Raw genomic sequence first — 20,578 nt, 5'->3', positions numbered from 1 at the left:
TGTCCAACAATTTTATAATGTAGGCGCAGGACATGCCCTATGCCTACATTATAAAATCTACCTCAACCCAAATTCCTTAATTTTCTTTGCTATTCTTTTGGACAACCCATCAGTTGCTGGCAATAATGGCAATCTAACATAATTTTTACAAACACTTTGTTGTCGTAATGCCTCCTTTGCCCCTACTGGATTACTTTCCTCGTACATGAGCGAATTGATTGGCAATAACTTAAACAGACTTTCATTTGCCTTTACAAAATCTCCCTTCAAAGCATTATGAACCATATTAGCGAAAACTTCCGGAAATGGATTGGCCATTACGGAAATTACGCCCACCGCACCCAATGTAATCATAGAATTGGTCAACAAATCATCTCCTGAAATCAAAAGAAATTCTTCGGGCTTATTAGCCATGATTTCCATACATTGACTTAAATCACCTGATGCTTCCTTGATGCCAATAATGTTTTTATGCTGGGCCAATCTTAAGGTGGTTTCTGCCTTCATATTCGAAGCAGTTCTTCCTGGAACATTGTATAGAATGACGGGGATTGGTGATGAATCTGCAATTTTGACAAAATGCTGATATATCCCTTCTTGCGAAGGTTTATTATAATGAGGAGAAGCAGATAGAATTGCGTCCACTCCAGACAAATCCATTTCGCCAAGCAAATCAATTACTGCCTGAGTATTATTGCCCCCAGCACCAAATACGATAGGTAATTGCTTAGGATTATGTGCTTTTACAAAAGCTAATATTTCTTGCTTCTCTTTTAATGTTGTTGTAGCAGATTCACCAGTGGTACCCTGCACCACAAAATAATCTGCTCCTTTGGCAGTATGTCTCAATAGCTTTTCTAAAGCTTCTCTATCTACTGTTAAATCTTCCTTAAATGGGGTGATTAATGCGGGTCCCACCCCTGTAAATTTTTTAGTTGTTTCCTGAAATTTTTCTGACATAATGAATTATCTCTTCTGTTAAAATTTTGGTATCACCACTTTCTCTTGGCTTGATCATCAATTCAAAAAATGACGCATTATCTGAATTAGCCTGGTAGGCACCAATTCTCGTGTCGGACTTAGTATTCACTAACAAATATTGCATGTACAAGTTTAGCGTGTCATCTAAGCAAAATAAATACTCCAGTTTTTGATCTATAAAACTCAAAAAATACGGGTTATCAATCTTGCCAAAAAAGCCAAGATCTCTATCTTCAAAAAAGTCAAAGTAGAACTCAAAGTTCTGTGTTGACTTTGGTTTATAGGCAAGCGCTTTTACCTCTATTCCGTCTGCCTGTAATACTTTAATGAATTTTTTGACTGCTTCGTGTTTTTTTAGATCCTCAAAGGAGAAAATTACTCCTACTTTCTTAAGCTTAGTATAGGGATAAGCCTGATGCAAAAATTTGCTCTTTTTCTGTCCTCTTTTAACTTTATACGATAAAATCTTGTGCTTAATCACTGCTTTAGTTTTCTTTTATAAGGCTCCGAAATTCAGTTTCGTTAATAATTTTAATCTCTAATTTTTCTGCTTTCTGCCTTTTTGCTGGCCCCATATTTTCTCCCGCCACTAATATATCCACTTTTCCTGAAATAGCCGAAACTACTTTTCCTCCATGTTGCTTTATTACATCCTTTATCTCATCTCTGCCGTAATTGTCAAAAACTCCAGAAACAACTAAAGATTTCCCTTCCAAGGCATTACCCTTTTGTTCAATTATGTTTTCCTTAATTTCAAATTGAAGTCCAACTGATTTCAAACGCTCAATTAATGCAATATTATCATCATCATGAAAATATTCCACCACACTTTGTGCAATTCGCTCACCGATTTCAGGAACTTCGGTCAGTTCTTCGAAAGAAGCTTCAGACAAATTTTTAATGGTTTTAAAGTGAGCCACTAATTTCTCTGCCACAGTTTTGCCTACGAACCGTATGCCTAGGCCAAATAAAATATTCTCAAAAGGAATTTTCTTTGAAGCCTCGATGCCTTTCAAAAGATTTTGAGTACTTAAATCTTTAAATCCTTCTAATTCGAAAACATCTTCATATGTCAAATCATATAAATCGGCTATATTTTTGACTAAGCTTTTTTCATAAAGAAGGTGAATGGTTCGTTCACCCATAGAATCAATATCTGCTGCTTTTCTCTGAATATAGTGCTCAATAGAACCTTTAATTTGTGGCGGGCAACCTTTTCTGTTGGGACAATAATGTACAGCTTCTCCTTCCGCCCGCACTAATTCTGTACCACACTCAGGACAATTTTTAATATAATCAACTTCTTTACTTCCTAAATCTCTTTTCGTCAAATCAACTGCAGTAATCTTAGGAATAATTTCACCGCCTTTTTCTACATGTACCGTGTCTCCTACTCTCAAATCTAATCTAGCAATTTCATTGGCATTATGCAGGGAAGCTCGTTTTACAGTTGTCCCGGCTAACGAAACTGGCTCAAGATTCGCAACCGGAGTAACTGCACCTGTTCTCCCTACCTGATAGGTGATTTCTTTTAAAATTGTGGTAGAACTTTCTGCTTTATACTTATAAGCAATTGCCCATCGTGGACTTTTTGCCGTGAACCCTAATCGCTCCTGTTGTGCCAGGCTGTTTACTTTGACTACGATACCATCAGTATCAACGTCTAATGCATGTCTTTTTTCCTCCCACTCTTTAATGAAATCAAAAACTTCATTAATATTTTTACACTTTTGGTAGGTCTGAGATACATTAAAACCAAATTTCTCTAATTGCTTGATTCCCTCTTCGTGAGAATCTATAGGTAGATCTTCACCAGCATAAGAATATAAAAAGCAATCCAATTTTCTCTTGGCTACAACTGCAGAATCTTGCATTTTCAAGCTTCCTGAAGCTGCATTCCTGGGATTAGCCAAAAGCGCTTCTTCATTTTCTTCCCTTCCTCTATTAATCTCATTAAAAGCCTCCCTAGGTAAAAAAACTTCTCCTCGGGCTTCAAAATATTCGGGAAATTTTTCTCCTCTTACTTTCAAAGGAATTGTTCTGATTGTTTTAGCGTTTTTGGTAATATCATCTCCCTTACTACCATCTCCACGAGTTACACCCCTAATTAATTTTCCATTTTCATAATGCAAACTAATAGCTACGCCATCAAATTTGAGTTCGCAAAAATATTCGTATTCCTCTTCACCTAGCCCCCTTTTTACCCTACCATCAAAATCCTCCAGCTCTTCTTTAGAATATGTATTTCCTAAAGAAAGCATAGGGATTTTATGTTCAACAGTCTCAAAATTTTTCGTAATATCTCCACCTACTCTTTGACTAGGAGAGTCATCAGTTTTTAGTTCCGGGAATTGACCTTCTAAATTTATCAGTTCCTTTAGCATCATATCGAACTCAAAATCAGATATTTCAGATACACTTTCCTGATAATATTTGTAGTTGTAATAATGAAGCTTTGCGCTTAACTCCTGAATTTTTTGTTGAGCTGTGTTTCTATCCATTTTTAATGCTAAGGCTTAAATCACAAATCTAATGATTTGCCTATTGGTTTGGCTAAAAAGCGCGGAAAATTTGATGTCAGGATGAAAGGTTCTTGCAGATACTATGTTCTGTGCGTCATCCCTTGCGCAAACCTGTCCCCTACTTTAGTGGGGAGGCAGAGATCTATTCAATTATAAAAGTTAACTTACGATGACGCACGGAATGAATGGTATCAAGACAACTTCTAAATTTATAAATCGATCTATCAGCATATTTAAACGTCTATACATCGAAATATCAGCACATCAGGACTCTATCCACATAAAAACTAGCAGACAGGCCAACCAAATATACCACTCAACCGCTCCTCTCACCACTAATTCAATTTCAACCTTTTCATTTACTAAAAGCTTACTATTTTTGGAATTGAATCAAATTTATCATGATGAAAAAATTACTTTTTATACTTTGTTTTACAAGTGTTAGCCTTGCTTTCGCACAAAAAAAAATTACCGTTTCTGATATTTACGAAAAAGGTACATTCCGTCAAGAATCTGTTTATAACGTTAACTGGATGAATGATGGTAAATACTATTCTGCTTTGGAAGAAAATAAAGTCCAAAAAATTAATGTGGAAAATGGCGAAGTGGTAGAGACTCTTGTGGATGGTAGCGAGTTAGATCCTAATCTTGAAATTAGAAGCTATTCCTTCAGCAAGGATGAACAAAAATTATTACTGGCAACTGATGTCAACTATATTTACAGACGCTCATTTACTGCAAAATATTATGTTTACAACTTGGAAGATAAGACTGTAACTGCCTTATCAGAAAATCCACAAATGTTTGCCACATTCTCCCCTGATGCAAAAAAAGTGGCATATGTATTTGAAAACAATATCTACATTTTCGATATAGAATCAGGCAATACTACTCAGGTTACTTCCGATGGAAAAATTAATGAAATCATAAATGGTGGTTCAGATTGGGTTTATGAGGAAGAATTTTACGTGACCAAAACTTTCTTCTGGTCTCCTAATAGTGAAAAATTAGCATTTTACACCATGGATGAAAGTCACGTAAAAGAATACACTTTGCAAAAGTGGAATGATGGGGAGTTATATCCTGAAAACTACGTTTACAAATACCCAAAAGCAGGAGAAGCTAATTCTTATGTTTGGATTTCAGTTTACGATTTAGCCTCGGCAGTGAGTAAAAAAATGGATATTGGCAAAGAAAAAGATCAATATATTCCTCGTGTTCAATGGACAAAAGACTCTAATCTATTGAGCATCATCCGCATGAACAGAAGGCAAAATATATTAGAGATTTTGCACGCCAATGCCACAACAGGTGAAAGCAAAGTAGTTTTAAAAGAAGAGTCTGACACTTATGTTGCATTGAATTATTGTGATGATTTGACCTATACCGATGATGGCAAATATTTCATTCAGTCTAGTGAAAAGGATGGATTCAAGCACCTTTATCTATATACTATTGATGGTAAACTAGTAAGGCAAATTACAAAAGGAGAATGGGAAGTTGTGAGCATAGTTGGCATCGACCAAAAGGAGAGCAAAATTTACTATATCAGCACTGAAGTTTCTCCATTAGACAGAACCTTCTATTCCGTGGGCATGAACGGAAAAAAGAAAAAGCTGATTGGAGAAGAAATAGGATATACTCGTATCAATATGAGCAATGACTTTCAGTACTATCTTAAATACTATAGCAACCCCACAACACCAAACCAAGTAAGCTTACACCAAACCAAAGGAAATAAAAAACTTACAATTTTGAAGGATAATGAAAGCTACAGAGCAATTACAGAGGAATTCGGTTTTGTGGAAAAAGAGTACTTTCAATTTAAAACTTCTGAGGATGTAAGCTTAAATGGCTATTTCCTAAAACCTGAAGATTTTGATGATAATAAGGAATATCCTGTAATAGTATATCAATATAGCGGACCAGGCAGTCAGCAAGTCCAAAACACATGGGGAGGCAGTCAATTCAACTGGCATCAAATGATGACACAGAACGGCTATATCGTGGCTGTGGTTGACCCAAGGGGTACTGGCGGACGAGGAGAAGCTTTCAAAAAAATGACTTACAGACAATTGGGTAAATATGAAACCCTAGATATGATCGAAACCGGAAAATATTTGGGTAGTTTAGCCTATGTAGATGCAGATAGAATTGGTATTTGGGGTTGGTCTTATGGCGGTTACATGGCAGGAAATGCTATTTTAGACGGTGCTGATGTTTTCAATGCGGCCGTTTCTGTGGCCATGGTTTCCAACTGGCGCTATTACGATAGTATTTATACTGAGCGATATATGGATTTACCGCAAGACAATGCTGATGGCTATGACGATAATTCTCCTTTAAGCAAAATAGAAAAATTAGAAGACCCGTATTTGATTATCCACGGAACAGGTGATGATAATGTACATGTTCAACATACGGTTGTATATCAAGACGCATTACTAGAAGCAGGAAAGCAATTTGATTTGTTCTATTATCCAGACAGGACACACGGGATTGGAGAAGATGGAGCACGGCCACATCTTTTTAGAATGATGACCAAATGGTGGTTAGAAAATTTATAATCTTTAGAAGCCCGATCAGATCAAAGTCGGGCTTTTTTTATAATCCAATTAGAGGGATTAGAAAAAAAAATAGAACCAAGGATAAAAGAAAAAATCAGGGCTAATTTCAAGTTTTTATTGGTCAACTTATAAATGGAAAATACAAGATAAATTAAAGCAGATATTCTAAATAAGTTATAGCCAGACAATAGAAAATACTTTACTTGATCAGTGTTTTCAAAACTATAAAAATCAGCTAATGAAAGCATTTGATAATTATCAAAATGCTCACTTGAAAAATCATCCATCATAGTAAAATAAAAAAGCTTCATTAGGTAACCGAATAATATAATAAGATAAGCTTCAGAGATCACCTTGAGGACCTCATTTGATTTATACTCAACATCAAATCCCCTCAACAATCCGATAGAAATACCAACAACAAGCACAAAATCAAAAAAAAGGATAGTCATTTCCACTGCATAATCAATGGACTTCCACATTTGCCCTTCTGCAACACTAATATTACTCAATTGGAATAACTTATTGTTTACAATCTCCATTTCAATCACCGAATCTGTTACTAAAAACTGTCTAATTAGTGTAGGAGTGATAATAAGGACAATAAGGAATAGTATGAATGATTTATACTTTTGTATATTCATAGTTTGGGTATTAGAAATATTAAATCTTTAAAGCAAGAATAGATTTACTTTTGCCACTGCCAATTTCTTCCGCTTTGGATTTTTGTAAATCAATCTTTATTATGAAAAAAGGCTTCCCATACCTGAGAAGCCCTTCAATTAATAATTTCAAAAATATTGATTATTAAGTCCTAATTATTATTCTCCCGTAAGTGCCTCCTAATAATTTTTCCGACATTCGATTTAGGTAATTCTTTTTCGAAAGAAACGGATTTGGGACATTTATAAGCTGTTAAATTCTCTTTGCAGAAATCAATGACTTCTTGCTCAGTCAGACTCTCATCCTTCTTTACTACAAAAGCCTTGACCACCTCAGTAGATTTTTCATCTGGTATCCCGATGACCGCCACTTCCAGTACTTTTTCCATTCCAGCAATTACGTCCTCAATTTCATTTGGATAAACATTAAAACCAGAAACGTTGATCATATCCTTTATTCTATCCACAATTTTAAAGAATCCATCTTCATCTTGAACGCCAACATCTCCTGTTCTGAACCATTCACCATTAAAGAATGTAGTGTCATTTAATTCAGGTTTTTTCCAATAACCGGACATTACTTGAGGTCCTTTACCACAAATTTCACCAGCTTCACCCACTGCAACTTCCTTACCGTCTTCGTCCAAAATTTTCATATCTGTACTAGGTGTAGGAATTCCAATAGTCCCGATTCTTTCAGTTCCATCTAAAGGATTCACACTTAATACTGGTGATGTTTCACTTAAGCCATAACCCTCTACTAACGGACCTCCAGTCAATTTTTTCCATTTTTCGGCCACCGCTTTTTGCACGGCCATCCCTCCGCCAATAGATCCTTTCAAATGTGAGAAATCTACCTCATTTATATTAGGCTGATTTAAAAGCCCATTAAATAAAGTATTCACACCTGTCATCAAGGTAAATGGATGTTTTTTTAGCTCCTTAATGAAAGCTGGCATATCTCTTGGGTTCGTTATTAATATGCTCTTAGCTCCTATGCTGAACATTAATATACCATTTACCGCTAAGGCAAAAATGTGATAAAGTGGAAGTGCTGTGATCATTTGCTCTTGTAAACCATCTGTAAAAAGGGGCTTAAACCATTCTTTAGTTTGCATAGTATGTGCCACTAAATTTCTATGAGATAATTGAGCTCCTTTACTTACACCAGTAGTTCCACCGGTATATTGCAAGAATGCCAAATCACTTGATGCTATTTCAGGTTTCTTAAAGCTATGATTTCTTCCTTTCTTCAAGGCATCTTTAAACTTTATTGCCGTTGGTAAATTATAGCTAGGTACCATTTTTTTGATATTCTTCACTACGAAATTTACAATCCCTCCTTTAAGTCCACCTAGCAAGTCACCTAATTGAGTATGGATTATCGTTTTAATCTCAGTTTCTTCTAAAATTTTTTCAAGGTTACTGGCAAAATTAGCAACAATTACAATGGCCTTGGCACCCGAATCTTTAAATTGATGCGCCATTTCTCTTGCTGTATATAACGGATTAGTCCCCACCACCACAAGTCCTGCTTTAAGGGCACCAATCATAGCAATTGGGTACTGCAAACAGTTTGGCATTTGAATGGCCATCCGATCTCCTTTTTTCAAACCCGCTTCATTTTGCAAATAGGAAGCAAAATCATTGGATAATTCATCCACTTCTGCATAGGTCAATACTTTGCCCATATTTTCATAGGCTTCATTGCTCCCATGCTTCTGGAAAATCTCTTCAAATAATTCAGGGAGGTTTTTATATTGATCGGGGTTAATCTCTCTCGGTACTCCTTTCGGATAATGATTGTACCATGGAAAATCGCTCATAGTCGTCTATTTAGTTTCAATTTTTTCGTTTCGAGATGGAAATTAATAAAAAATATTATTCTTACATAGACCTATTTAAAACAACATTCCTACACTTGAATTTAATTTTACAAAATATACTGTAATTCAGAAGGTTAGAATTCGTCAAAATGCTGTTAGAGTTTAAAAAATTTAGCGACTAGCTTGACGTAACTTTGTAAAGTCCTAAATTAGTCCTTTTCGTCATCTGATAAAAGACCTGTTTCACCCTACAGTTAACATTATAAGAAGCAGGCTTATACTTAAAAGCACCAGGTCCTTATAAGCGATAAAAATATTCGCTCTTCCTATAATTGCTTGATAGTGGCAAAAATTTCCAAACGTAATAAAGTAGCCATCATCTACAAAGGTGAGCCAAAAATAGGATACTGGGTGCGTAAATTGATTCAAACGAAGCAATTACAACACCTGTAGACCGACTGGTGCGACTTCAAGGACATACAATTATGCTTTGTCTATTCCCGAACCTCAAACTGCCATTGCCGTACACCCCTTGTATAGCTTTTATCAATAATTCGATCACTAAAAAATATAGATTTTTGATAACTAAAACGCACAATTTGTGTTAGCTTTGTACTTAAATTGAAATTAGTCTAAATAAGTCATATATGAGTAAAGACGATCAAATACTGGAAGAATTTGCCTCAAAAGAATATGAGCATGGTTGGACAGTAGATTTTGAAGCGGACTCTGCACCTCCAGGCCTGAATGAAGATATAGTCCGTTTTATATCAGCTAAAAAAGAAGAGCCAGAATGGCTTCTAGAATGGAGGCTGAAAGCTTATAGGAATTGGAGAAAAATGACAGAGCCTAAATGGGCCAATGTTCATTATCCAAAACCAGAATTTGAAGATATCATATACTATTCTGCTCCTAAGCCTAAGGATAAACCAAAAAGCTTGGATGAAGTAGATCCTGAAATGAGAAAAACCTTTGAAAGATTGGGGATTTCTCTTACCGAGCAAAAAAGATTGACTGGAGTTGCGGTTGATGCTGTAATGGATTCCGTTTCTGTTGGAACAACATTTAAAAAGCAATTAGGAGAATTAGGGATCATATTTTGCTCATTTAGCGAAGCAGTAAAAGAGCATCCTGAATTGGTTAAAAAATACATTGGTTCAGTCGTTCCTTCTAATGATAACTTTTACGCAGCTTTAAACTCAGCTGTATTTTCGGATGGTTCATTCTGCTATATCCCGAAAGGAGTAAGATGCCCTGTTGAGCTTTCCACTTATTTTAGAATCAATGCCGCCAATACAGGGCAGTTTGAAAGAACCTTGATTGTAGCAGAAGATGATTCATACGTTAGTTATCTGGAAGGTTGTACTGCACCTATGCGTGATGAAAACCAATTGCACGCAGCCGTTGTAGAGATTTATGCCGCTAAAAATGCTGAGGTAAAATATTCTACAGTTCAAAACTGGTATCCTGGTGATAAAAACGGAAAAGGTGGAATTTATAATTTCGTGACGAAACGAGGAATTTGCGCAGGTGACTATGCGAAAATTGCATGGACGCAGGTCGAAACAGGATCAGCAGTTACATGGAAATATCCTAGCTGTATCTTAAAAGGAGATTATTCTCAAGGGGAATTTTATTCTGTTGCAGTAACAAATAATATGCAACAGGCTGATACTGGTACGAAAATGATCCATATCGGGAAAAACACAAAAAGTAGAATTGTCTCGAAAGGTGTTTCTGGTGGAAAGAGTCAGAACTCTTATAGAGGACTTGTAGAAATCCACAAAAGAGCAGAAAACTCTAGAAACTTCTCACAATGTGACTCCTTATTAATGGGGGACAAATGTGGAGCTCATACATTCCCATACATAGAAATAAAAAACAGTTCTGCTCAGGTAGAACACGAGGCGACCACCTCTAAAATTGGCGAGGATCAGATATTCTACTGCCAGCAAAGAGGAATTGATGAAGAAAGTGCCGTTGCATTAATCGTTAATGGTTATTGTAAAGAAGTATTAAATAATCTGCCAATGGAGTTCGCAGTTGAGGCACAGAAATTACTCGCCTTGACATTGGAAGGTTCTGTTGGTTAATTCAAGCATTTTTAACGAGTGCAACAAAAAAAGAAAAGAAGAATAAATTTTTGAAATAAGCATATATCACAATGTTATCAATTAAAGATTTACATGCCTCGATTGAAGGCAAAGAAATATTAAAGGGAATCAATCTGGAAGTTAAGCCAGGTGAAGTCCATGCTATTATGGGGCCAAACGGCTCTGGAAAAAGTACCTTAGCTTCCGTATTAGCAGGAAGAGAAGACTATACAGTAGATTCTGGTGAAATCACATTCAACGGAAAAGATTTACTAGAATTGGAAGCAGACGAGAGAGCAAAAGAAGGTGTTTTCTTGGCCTTTCAGTACCCTATTGAAATACCAGGAGTAACTACTACCAACTTCATGAAAACGGCTTTAAATAAAATTCGTGAGCACAAAGGTTTGGAACCATTAGATGCTGTTTCTTTCCTAGGTCAGATGAAGGAAAAAATGAAATTGGTAGAAATCGACCAGTCGTTATTGAGTAGATCATTAAATGAAGGTTTTTCTGGTGGTGAAAAGAAAAGAAATGAAATATTTCAAATGGCCATGTTAGAGCCAACTCTTTCTGTCTTGGATGAAACAGATTCAGGTTTGGATATTGATGCCTTAAGAATAGTAGCAAATGGTGTCAATAAATTGAAAAATGATGATAATGCAACTATAGTAGTAACACACTATCAGAGACTATTGGATTATATCGTTCCTGATTTCGTACATGTTTTATTCAATGGAAAAATTGTTAAAACAGGTGGAAAAGAGTTAGCGCATGACCTTGAAGCAAAAGGTTACGATTGGATCAAGGAAGAAGCAGGAGTTGCATAATTTTAATCAGCAATACATATGAGTAAATTGATTAAAGAAGATATAGATAAATTTTTCGTAGAGCAATTTGAGTCTTTTGAAAACTCCTTAAATGGAGAAAGTAAAAAACCATTGCACGCGAAAAGGAAAACTGCAATTGATAATTTCAAAACAGTGGGATTTCCTCATGCAAAACATGAAGAATATAAGTACAGTAATGTAGCTAAGATATTTGGCAAGCTTTTTAATGTTGAAAATCTGTCAGATGATAGCTTTTCCTTAAGTATAGACGAAGCTTCAAAGTACTTTATACCTGACTTGGATGCAATACGTTTGGTATTTGTTAATGGTGTATTAGATAATAAATTATCTGATCTAGAGACCCTTCCGAAAGGTGTCCATATTCAAGCTATCAAGACAGCTGCTGATGACTATGCTGAAGATTTTGAAAAGCATTTCAATACACATGAAATAGAAGGTGCAGATAATTTTTCTGAATTAAATACTGCATTCACAAATGGCGGAATTTTTGTTAAAATTGATGCCAATGCTGTGGTGGAAACACCAATTGCATGCTATTACTTTAATGATGCGAAAAATGCCGATGTTATCAGTCAGCCAAGAAATCTGGTAATTGCAGAGAAGAACAGTGAAGCCTCATTGATTGAGTCTTATATCACTTTGGGTGAGAACACTAGTTTTACTAACGTGGTGACTGAAATTGTTGTAGAAGACGACTGTAATTTCAACTATTACAAATACCAGAACGAATCAGATCAGGCTATTCAGATTGGTGCTACGATGGTGCATCAATTAGGAAAATCTGTTTTCAATGGAGTAACTTTAAGTTTGAACGGTGCAATGCTTCGTAATAACTTAAGTATTGCCATCCATAAAGAGCATTCAGAAACAAATATGTTCGGATTGTATTTGTTAGATGGTAAAACACATGTTGATAATCACACAGTAGTCGACCATAAAGTAGCTAATTGTGACAGTAACGAAATGTACAAAGGCATTTTGGATGGTCACTCAAGAGGTGTTTTCAACGGTAAAATCTTTGTAAGACAAGATGCTCAGAAAACCAATGCATTTCAGTCAAACCGAAATGTAGTGCTTTCTGATGACGCTGAGGTAGATACAAAGCCACAATTAGAGATTTGGGCGGATGATGTGCAATGTTCACATGGTGCCACAGTAGGCCAGTTAGATTTAGACCAATTATTTTACTTGAGAGCTCGAGGAATTGATAAGCAAACAGCAAAATCAATGTTATTGAATGCTTTTGCTTCTGATGTTCTGAGCAATATTAAAATCGAAGCTTTCAGAACACTAATTGAAAATAAAATTAACGAACGACTATAACTTTCAATAGCGAGAACAAACCTATCGTATCCCCGTGAGGATTATAGGGATGTTTTAAAAGATTGGATTATAACATTTTAAGTCAAGGAAATTTGCTTGACACATTTTTCGCTAAAGCGAAAAATCTTTTGTTTTCTTTTGTCTCTTTTGTGATAAGAATTTGCTAACGAGCATATTTACTAACAAATATTTTTTTAAACCACAAAAGAAACAAGAGAACACAATAGAAAATAACCAAGGTTATTTTTTTAGGATTGTAGTGGGATGAGGCTTCAAAACTTAACTGAACAACTTGGTAGTATTATTCCTTAAAGGATAATAGTAGATGAATAAATATAGTTAATATGAGCACAGCAGTAGCGCCAAATTTGGATATTCAAAAAATAAGAAAAGATTTTCCTATCCTTGAGCAAAAGGTAAACGGAAAACCTTTGATATATTTTGATAATGCTGCCACTACTCAAAAGCCAAACTCTGTAATCAATGCGATTTCGGAGTATTATAGTGGCTATAATGCCAATATTCATAGAGGATTGCATTCATTAGCTGAAAAAGCTACTACGGCCTTTGAAGACACGAGAACGGTTTTTCAAAAATTCATCAATGCTGCAGAGGTAGAAGAAGTAATTTTTACCAAAGGGACCACTGATGGTATTAATTTAATTGCTAATGCTTACGGAAGAAAATTTCTTCAAGCAGGTGATGAGATTTTGATCACTGCTATGGAGCACCATTCTAATATTGTGCCTTGGCAAATGATAGCTGAAGAAAGGGGTGCTGTATTAAAGGTCGTTCCTGTAAACAGTAAAGGAGAAATTTCACTTGATGAGGTGGAGAAATTAATTACTGATAAAACTAAAATTGTATCAGTAGTTTATGCTTCCAATTCGCTAGGGACAGTAAATCCAGTGAAGGAAATAGCAGCATTAGCACATGCTAAAAATGCTGTGATGGTTGTGGATGGGGCTCAGGCTTCTTCTCATTGCGTGGTTGATGTGCAAGATTTAGATTGTGATTTCTATGCTACTTCAGGTCATAAAATGTACGGACCGACCGGATGTGGTATTTTATATGGCAAGAGAGCCCTTTTGGAAAAAATGACTCCCTACCAAGGTGGTGGCGAGATGATTAATAATGTGAGTTTTGAGAAAACCACTTATAACGATATCCCCTATAAATTTGAAGCAGGAACACCCAACATTGCCGATGTAGTTGCATTAAAATATGCAGCAGAATATATTGACAATATTGGAAAAGATAACATCATGGCGCATGAGCAAGCTTTAACGCAACATGCTCATGATCGACTATCAGAAGTACCAGGAATAAATTTCTACGGGACAGCAGATAATAAAGTAAGTGTAGTTTCATTCACGATCGCCAATGTGCATCCTTACGATGCAGGTATGATGCTAGATGCAAAGGGCATTGCTGTGAGAACTGGGCATCATTGTACGCAGCCTTTAATGGATCATTTCGGCATAGAAGGAACAATTAGGGCTTCATTCTCTGTTTACAATACGATAGAAGAAATAGATTTTTTTGCAGACTCATTGAAAGATATAGTTGCAAAATTTAGCTAAAAATTAGTCAATGGCTGATAATACAATCAACACAAGACAAGACGAGATTATAGAGAAATTCTCCATGCTAGACGGAGATATGGAGATGATGATCGGCTATTTGATGGAGCTGGGTGAAAAGCTACCTGAAATGCCGGAATCATTAAAAACAGAAAATAATATAGTGAAAGGTTGCCAATCTAAGGTATGGTTAACTGCCGATGAAAATGATGGTAAACTACAGTTTCAAGCTGACAGTAACACCGCCATTACAAAAGGATTGGTAAGTCTGTTGGTTTCTGTTTTAAACCAAGGGAAAATAGAAGATATTTTAAATGCTGATTTATATTTTGTTCATAAAATCGGCATGAATCGCTTCATCGGCACGCAGCGATCAAATGGATTCTTAGCTATGATAAAGCAAATTAAAATGTTTGCCTTGGCCTATAAAACTAAATTAGAAAACGAAGCTTAAATTGATGCATTATGGCAGAAGAAACACAATTTGAAAAGAAATCAGAAGTACCCAATTTAAGAGATAAAGTACTAGAGGCTATAAAATCAGTTTATGATCCTGAGATTCCTGTAGACATATACGAATTAGGATTGATTTATGAAGTGAATGTATATCCAGTAAATAATGTATATATCTTGATGACCTTAACTTCTCCCTCCTGCCCTGCCGCTGAAGAAATTCCTAGCGAGGTAGAGATGAAGGTGAGATCAATTGAAGGAGTAAGCGATGTGAAAGTGGAACTAACTTTTGACCCACCTTATTCACAGGAAATGATGAGTGAAGCCGCTAAGCTGGAATTGGGGTTTATGTAGCCCCCTAACCCACAATGGAGGAATTGGAATCAAGAATCTAGAATTAAGACTTTGAATATTAGTGATTTTAAAGAAAGAACCTGGAGTCTTGAAGAAAAATAAAAGAAGAATAAATAGTTGTTAAAATAAATGATTAAAAAATGCCTAGACATTATCAGTCTTACATCTTTAATCTAAAATCTAAAATCTAAATATATGTATCCTGAAGAATTAGTAGCACCAATGCGTGCAGATTTAACTGAAGTTGGTTTTGAAGAATTGAAAACAGCTGATCAGGTGGCTGAGCACCTAAAAGACCATAAAGGAACTTCTTTAATGGTTATCAATTCAGTATGCGGTTGTGCTGCTGGAGCGGCTAGACCGGGTGTTAAATGGGCTGTACAACAAAGTCCTAAAAAGCCTAATAATTTGACTACTGTTTTCGCTGGTGTTGACCAAGAAGCAGTGGCTAAAGCTAGAGAGTTAACGGCTCCTTATCCACCATCTTCTCCTTCTATCGCTTTATTTAAAGACGGTGAATTGGTTCATTTCGTAGAAAGACACCATATTGAAGGACGAACTGCTGAAATGATTGGAAATCATTTGGTGCAAGTATTTGAAGAGTATTGTTAAGAGACGCTTGATTCTAGAATCTAGAATCAAGATAAATGAAAAAGGTTGCTGGTAATCCAGCAACCTTTTTTTGTGTGGAGAAGTCGTAAAATCAAAGTACAATATCAATTTAACTTCGATCCTAGCTCCTTCCGTCATCCCTGCGAAGGCAGGAATGATGATCTTATCTAACATTACCGATAATCAGCTGGAATCTCCCGTGCTTTAGTTTTCTTTTCAAAAGTATAGGCTAATTTCAATAACTTTTCCTCTGAAAATGGCTCAGCAATAAAAGTAATCCCTTTTGGCTGGCCACTTTTCTCATAACCCATGGGAACTGTCAAGGCTGGATGATGAGCTACAGCAGCGTAACCTGCACTCCAGTTATTGATAGATAAAATAGCATCTAAATTGTTTTCATTGATCATTGTCTCAAAATACTTTCTTCCTTCACTCATTAAGCGTATTTTCAAGCTATCAAATTCCTGCACTGAAGTAGAATCATTTACAATTCCTTCAAATCTGGCTTGCCCATAAGGAATTCTGGTTGCTGTATCTTCTAAGTTAAAATCAATAATATCCTTAACTGACTGGTATTCTATGCTAGGGCCTGAATATTTTTCAAAATAGTGAAGCAAATCTGCTTTCATATCTAAATTCAGTAAAGTCAAAAAGCCTGATAAATTCACTTCTGGTGCTTCAACTTCAACCAATTCTGCACCTAATTCTTCGAGTTGTTTTATATTAGATTTATATAAAGAATCCTGCAAAAAATCTTTCATCACTCCAAGTCTCATACCTTTCAAATCACTCTTACCAAATGATTTCCAATAATCCTTATTAGGAGAATTACCTACTGTCACCTGGTCTTCAGCATCCTCACCTACTAGTGCTGAAAGCAAAATTGCATTATCCATTACATTTCTAGTCATCGGGCCAGGAGTATCTAAAGTGCTGGAAATTGGCACTATTCCTCCTCTGCTCAACAAACCAACTGTTGGCTTTAGTCCTACAATGGAGTTTGAACTTGACGGAGATAAAATAGAACCGGAAGTTTCTGTCCCAATGGCTCCAGCAGCATAGTTTGCTGCTATAGAAGATCCACTACCTGAACTGGAACCGCCTGTATCAAACTCCCCTCTTCCATAAGGATTCAAAGTTTGACCACCGATTGCATTGTACCCATTAGGACAACCGTCACATAGAAAGTTTGCCCATTCACTTAAACTTGATTTACCTAAAATAATGGCTCCGCTATTTTCTAAACGGCTGACTATATGTGCATCATCGGTATAATTATTCCGTAAAGCAACTGCTCCAGCAGTAGTAGGAATTCCTTCAAAATTGATATTATCTTTTAATAAAATAGGCATTCCAAAGATTGGATGATCCTCATCAGATCTCTTTTCATCTTTGGAAATTGCTTCCTCAACTACCTTAGGATTAATTGAAATAATATTGTTTAAGGTTCTCAAACTGTCATTTTCAAAAAGTACTATTCGATACAGATACCATTGTGCCAGCTCTTTATAGCTAAGTTTCCCTTCTGATACTGCATTTTGAATGCTCAACATATCCTGCTCTAATATCACAGGCGTTAAACGCTTATAATCCTCATCGCCAAAATCACTAATTTGAGGTTCTATTTGCTTCCATAAGTCATTTCGGTCACTCACTTTTGACTGAATCAATTTGTATCGCATCTGCTGAGACTCATGATCAGCATTTTTAGCTATAATGGCAGTTTCATCATAAGGAACCCAAGTAGCTATCTTCGTTTCTTGCTTTTCACTGCAAGCCCAAAGTCCTAAAATCAGTAAGTAAAATAATTTTCTCATGTTGTGATTTTTTGTTGTTTAATTAGATCAATCTACAATATAACCAATTTGAAAGGCTTTCAGATAGGATCATTTCAATTTTACAGGATTGGTTAGATAAATATAAAAGGCATAGTTGACAACAAGAGTAATTTATTGAGCAAATGCATATGATTAGTTCATTTACAGCAGCACCACTTTTACACACTGAAATAATAGTCATCATAATAGCGATGCAATTCATTCCTCTGAATTAAATCTGAAAATGTCCAAAATAAAGTAATCCATGTCGTAACTCATTGAGGCTATAATTAGTCAATGCAAAAAAACTTAATACCCATTTGCTAAAAATAAAAGCTTCAATTGATTATACTTGTATGAAGATCTCTAACATCATTTGAACTTATTTTAATGAAAACTACCTTAATTCTAATTCTTGGATTGACTTTCTATTTTCCATTAAACATTAACGCACAAAAAGCAGAAGGTGATAAGCAGTTAGAACAAATGCTACACACCTTTATGGATGGGGCTTCAAAAAATGATTCACTTATTCATGCTAATTTTTGGGCGGAAGATCTGATCTATACTAGTTCCAATGGAACTAGATTTGGTAAAAAACAAATTATGGATGGTTTCAAACCGAATGAACAAACCCAAACTGAAAACTCTACAACGCGTTATACAGCCGAGGACATCATTGTTCAGCGATATGAAAATATGGCCATTGTAGCTTTCAAAATGAAAGCAGATAGTGAGACTAGCGTTCAGTATTACTTAAACAGTGGTACTTTTCTCAAGCGAAATGGAAAATGGCAGGTAGTAAATTGGCATGCTACCATAAGTGGACAACCCATAAAAAAATAAAAATATCAAATTCAGACTCGCAAATATTATCTTGACACAAAATAATATTTGGTTATTTTTAATAAAGTAGTGGTTTATCAAAAATTTATTTCTACCTTTGCATCACAATTACAATCCTAGGCTACTCGAAAGGTTCGAAAATGGCTTGGGTTAAGCCAGGGAATAATCGAGAGTCGCTTTAATGCAATAGGCTGCTAAGCAGTCATGTCACAACATATCCCTGATATTGTATTAAATTTTTTACAACAACGCATGTTAACATTCGAAGAATTAGGCCTTAAGCCTGAAATCCTTAAAGCTATTTTAGAAATAGGCTTTGTGGAACCAACTGCCATTCAGCAGAAAACTATTCCACATTTATTAAATACTAAGCAAGATCTTATTGCCTTAGCTCAAACAGGTTCTGGGAAAACTGCTGCCTTTGGATTACCTGTCATCAATCAAATTGATGGTGATTCTAAAAAGACACAATCATTGGTATTATGTCCAACTCGTGAGTTGGCCATTCAAATTGCTAATGACTTTAACGCATATACCAAATACACCAAAAAACTAGATGTATTACCGGTTTATGGTGGTTCAAGCATTGAAACTCAAATAAAAGCCTTAAACAAAGGTGCACAGATCGTAGTGGGTACACCTGGACGAGTTGTGGATTTGATCAAAAGAAAGAAATTAAAATTAGAAGACATTGAATGGGTAGTTTTAGATGAAGCCGATGAAATGTTGAATATGGGTTTTAAAGATGATTTAGATTTCATTTTATCTCATACGCCTGACCAAAGACAAACCCTATTATTCTCTGCGACTATGTCGAAAGAGGTTTTAAGGATTTCCAACAACTACATGAACAGTCCTGAAGAAATTTCATCAGGAAAAAGAAATCAAGGTGCTGATAAAGTAGAACACTTTTACTTTGTCGTAAATGGAAGGGACAAGTATTTAGCTTTAAAGAGAATTGCGGATATTAACCCTAATATTTACGGAATTATTTTCTGTAGAACCAAAAGAGAAACACAAGAAATTTCTGACCAATTAATGGCGGATGGCTATAATGCTGACTGTTTGCATGGTGATTTATCACAAGCGCAAAGAGATGCAGTAATGGGGCGTTACAGGAAAAAGAATTTACAAATGTTGGTTGCCACTGATGTAGCTGCCAGAGGTTTGGATGTAAATGAAATCACGCACGTCATCAATTATAATATCCCTGATGATTTGGAAACTTATACGCACCGAAGTGGTCGTACAGGCAGAGCTGGAAAAGCGGGTATTTCAATGGCCATTATTGGCCCAAGAGACATCAATAAAATCAAGCAATTAGAAAAGATTTTAGGTAAAACTTTCACCAAATCTGAAGTTCCTGCTGGTAATGCAGTAATTGAAAAGCAGTTGATGGCTTTTATTGAAAAAGTAAAAGCTTCTGAGGTAGACGAAAAACAAATGGAGCCTTTTATCGAAAGTATTAGTGCGGAATTTGAAGATCTAAGCCGCGAAGACTTAATCAAGAAATTCGTTTCTTTAGAATTCAATAAGTTTTTAGATTACTACAAGAATTCTGCAGACTTAAATCAAAAGGCCAAAGCAGGAAGAGATTCTGATAGAGGCGAACGAGGCGGCAGCAGAGGAGATAGCAGACGAAAAGACGGTAATTTCAATAAATTATTCTTGAACATAGGTGAAAAGGATAATTTGAATGCTGGTACTTTATTGGGCTGGATCAACGGTTTACAGAGCGTTCCAAACGGAATTGAATTTGGTAAAATTGATGTTCAAAGAAGTTTTACTTTCATGGAAGTAGAAAGCCAGCATGAGCAAACTATTTTAGAGGCTTTGAACAAAAGTGATTTTGATGGACGAAAAGTGGTGGCAGAACCGAAAACAGGTGGTGGACCAAGAAAATCAAGCAGACCTGAAGGTAAAAGAAATAGTGGAGGCGGAAGTGGATTCAAGAAAAGAAGTGGCGATAGAAAACCAGGTGGAAGAGCTAGAGTGAAAGCTGGTTCTGGTGGTGGAAGAAGAAGATAGTAGTTTGAAGTAACGCTATTTCAGGACTAGACATTAAAATCAAAAAAGCCTTTCTGCAGCGAT

General features: G+C 35.9%; 16 protein-coding genes. 10 read left to right on the top strand and 6 right to left on the bottom strand.

Going from position 1 to position 20,578, the window contains the following annotated elements:
- Positions 1–57: 57 nt before the first annotated feature.
- From dapA to ligA, 3 genes are read right to left on the bottom strand one after another with little or no spacing between them, the layout of a single operon-like run.
- On the bottom strand, positions 58–960 hold the full coding sequence (gene dapA / locus AAC601_RS08195) for a 4-hydroxy-tetrahydrodipicolinate synthase (protein WP_340152983.1): 903 nt from the start codon (positions 958–960) through the stop codon (positions 58–60).
- Complete coding sequence (locus AAC601_RS08190; RefSeq protein ID WP_303268650.1) at positions 932–1,462, bottom strand: hypothetical protein; 531 nt, start codon at positions 1,460–1,462, stop codon at positions 932–934. Before AAC601_RS08190 ends, dapA begins: the two co-directional genes overlap by 29 nt.
- A gap of 4 nt (positions 1,463–1,466) precedes the next feature.
- Positions 1,467–3,482 (bottom strand): NAD-dependent DNA ligase LigA, encoded by a 2,016-nt coding sequence (gene ligA / locus AAC601_RS08185; protein WP_340152982.1) that lies wholly within the window; start codon positions 3,480–3,482, stop codon positions 1,467–1,469.
- A gap of 422 nt (positions 3,483–3,904) precedes the next feature.
- Between ligA and AAC601_RS08180 the strand changes: the two genes are divergently transcribed.
- Positions 3,905–6,070 (top strand): S9 family peptidase, encoded by a 2,166-nt coding sequence (locus tag AAC601_RS08180; RefSeq protein ID WP_303268646.1) that lies wholly within the window; start codon positions 3,905–3,907, stop codon positions 6,068–6,070.
- 20 nt (positions 6,071–6,090) lie between these two features.
- Here the strand turns inward: AAC601_RS08180 and AAC601_RS08175 are convergent, their stop codons facing one another.
- Together AAC601_RS08175 and AAC601_RS08170 are read right to left on the bottom strand one after the other, a co-directional pair.
- Entirely contained in the window at positions 6,091–6,714 is a 624-nt protein-coding gene (locus tag AAC601_RS08175; protein WP_340152981.1) for a hypothetical protein, read from the bottom strand.
- Between the two features lie 170 nt (positions 6,715–6,884).
- Complete coding sequence (locus AAC601_RS08170) at positions 6,885–8,558, bottom strand: AMP-binding protein (protein ID WP_303268642.1); 1,674 nt, start codon at positions 8,556–8,558, stop codon at positions 6,885–6,887.
- A 647-nt stretch (positions 8,559–9,205) separates the two neighbouring features.
- On the opposite strand from AAC601_RS08170, the gene sufB reads away from it, so the two are divergent.
- The 7 genes from sufB to AAC601_RS08135 all read left to right on the top strand — a co-directional run bounded on the left by sufB (position 9,206) and on the right by AAC601_RS08135 (position 15,824).
- Complete coding sequence (gene sufB / locus AAC601_RS08165; protein WP_303268640.1) at positions 9,206–10,651, top strand: Fe-S cluster assembly protein SufB; 1,446 nt, start codon at positions 9,206–9,208, stop codon at positions 10,649–10,651.
- A 71-nt stretch (positions 10,652–10,722) separates the two neighbouring features.
- On the top strand, positions 10,723–11,478 hold the full coding sequence (gene sufC / locus AAC601_RS08160; protein WP_303268638.1) for a Fe-S cluster assembly ATPase SufC: 756 nt from the start codon (positions 10,723–10,725) through the stop codon (positions 11,476–11,478).
- A gap of 18 nt (positions 11,479–11,496) precedes the next feature.
- Positions 11,497–12,822 carry a Fe-S cluster assembly protein SufD gene (gene sufD, locus AAC601_RS08155; RefSeq protein WP_303268636.1) on the top strand — a complete coding sequence of 442 codons (1,326 nt, stop codon included), beginning with the start codon at positions 11,497–11,499 and terminating at the stop codon, positions 12,820–12,822.
- Between the two features lie 344 nt (positions 12,823–13,166).
- A complete protein-coding gene (locus tag AAC601_RS08150) occupies positions 13,167–14,405 on the top strand; it encodes a cysteine desulfurase (protein ID WP_303268634.1) in 1,239 nt (412 codons plus the stop codon).
- A gap of 10 nt (positions 14,406–14,415) precedes the next feature.
- The gene (locus AAC601_RS08145; protein ID WP_303268633.1) at positions 14,416–14,859 is read left to right on the top strand and encodes a SufE family protein; all 444 of its coding nucleotides are present in this window, start codon (positions 14,416–14,418) and stop codon (positions 14,857–14,859) included.
- An 11-nt stretch (positions 14,860–14,870) separates the two neighbouring features.
- Positions 14,871–15,212, top strand: coding sequence for an SUF system Fe-S cluster assembly protein (locus AAC601_RS08140; protein WP_303268631.1), 342 nt, complete (start codon positions 14,871–14,873; stop codon positions 15,210–15,212).
- Positions 15,213–15,407: 195 nt separating this feature from the next.
- Positions 15,408–15,824 carry a BrxA/BrxB family bacilliredoxin gene (locus AAC601_RS08135; RefSeq protein ID WP_303268629.1) on the top strand — a complete coding sequence of 139 codons (417 nt, stop codon included), beginning with the start codon at positions 15,408–15,410 and terminating at the stop codon, positions 15,822–15,824.
- A 173-nt stretch (positions 15,825–15,997) separates the two neighbouring features.
- Here the strand turns inward: AAC601_RS08135 and AAC601_RS08130 are convergent, their stop codons facing one another.
- Positions 15,998–17,641: an amidase family protein gene (locus tag AAC601_RS08130; protein ID WP_303268627.1), complete on the bottom strand. Its 1,644-nt coding sequence runs from the start codon at positions 17,639–17,641 to the stop codon at positions 15,998–16,000.
- A gap of 390 nt (positions 17,642–18,031) precedes the next feature.
- On the opposite strand from AAC601_RS08130, the gene AAC601_RS08125 reads away from it, so the two are divergent.
- Complete coding sequence (locus tag AAC601_RS08125) at positions 18,032–18,487, top strand: nuclear transport factor 2 family protein (protein WP_303268626.1); 456 nt, start codon at positions 18,032–18,034, stop codon at positions 18,485–18,487.
- Positions 18,488–18,691: 204 nt separating this feature from the next.
- A complete protein-coding gene (locus AAC601_RS08120; RefSeq protein WP_303268625.1) occupies positions 18,692–20,515 on the top strand; it encodes a DEAD/DEAH box helicase in 1,824 nt (607 codons plus the stop codon).
- Positions 20,516–20,578 lie beyond the last annotated feature (63 nt).

The sequence above is a fragment of the uncultured Marivirga sp. genome (genome assembly GCF_963974845.1).
Classification (GTDB): domain Bacteria; phylum Bacteroidota; class Bacteroidia; order Cytophagales; family Cyclobacteriaceae; genus Marivirga; species Marivirga harenae.
This window is presented reverse-complemented; position numbering and strand designations above follow the sequence as displayed.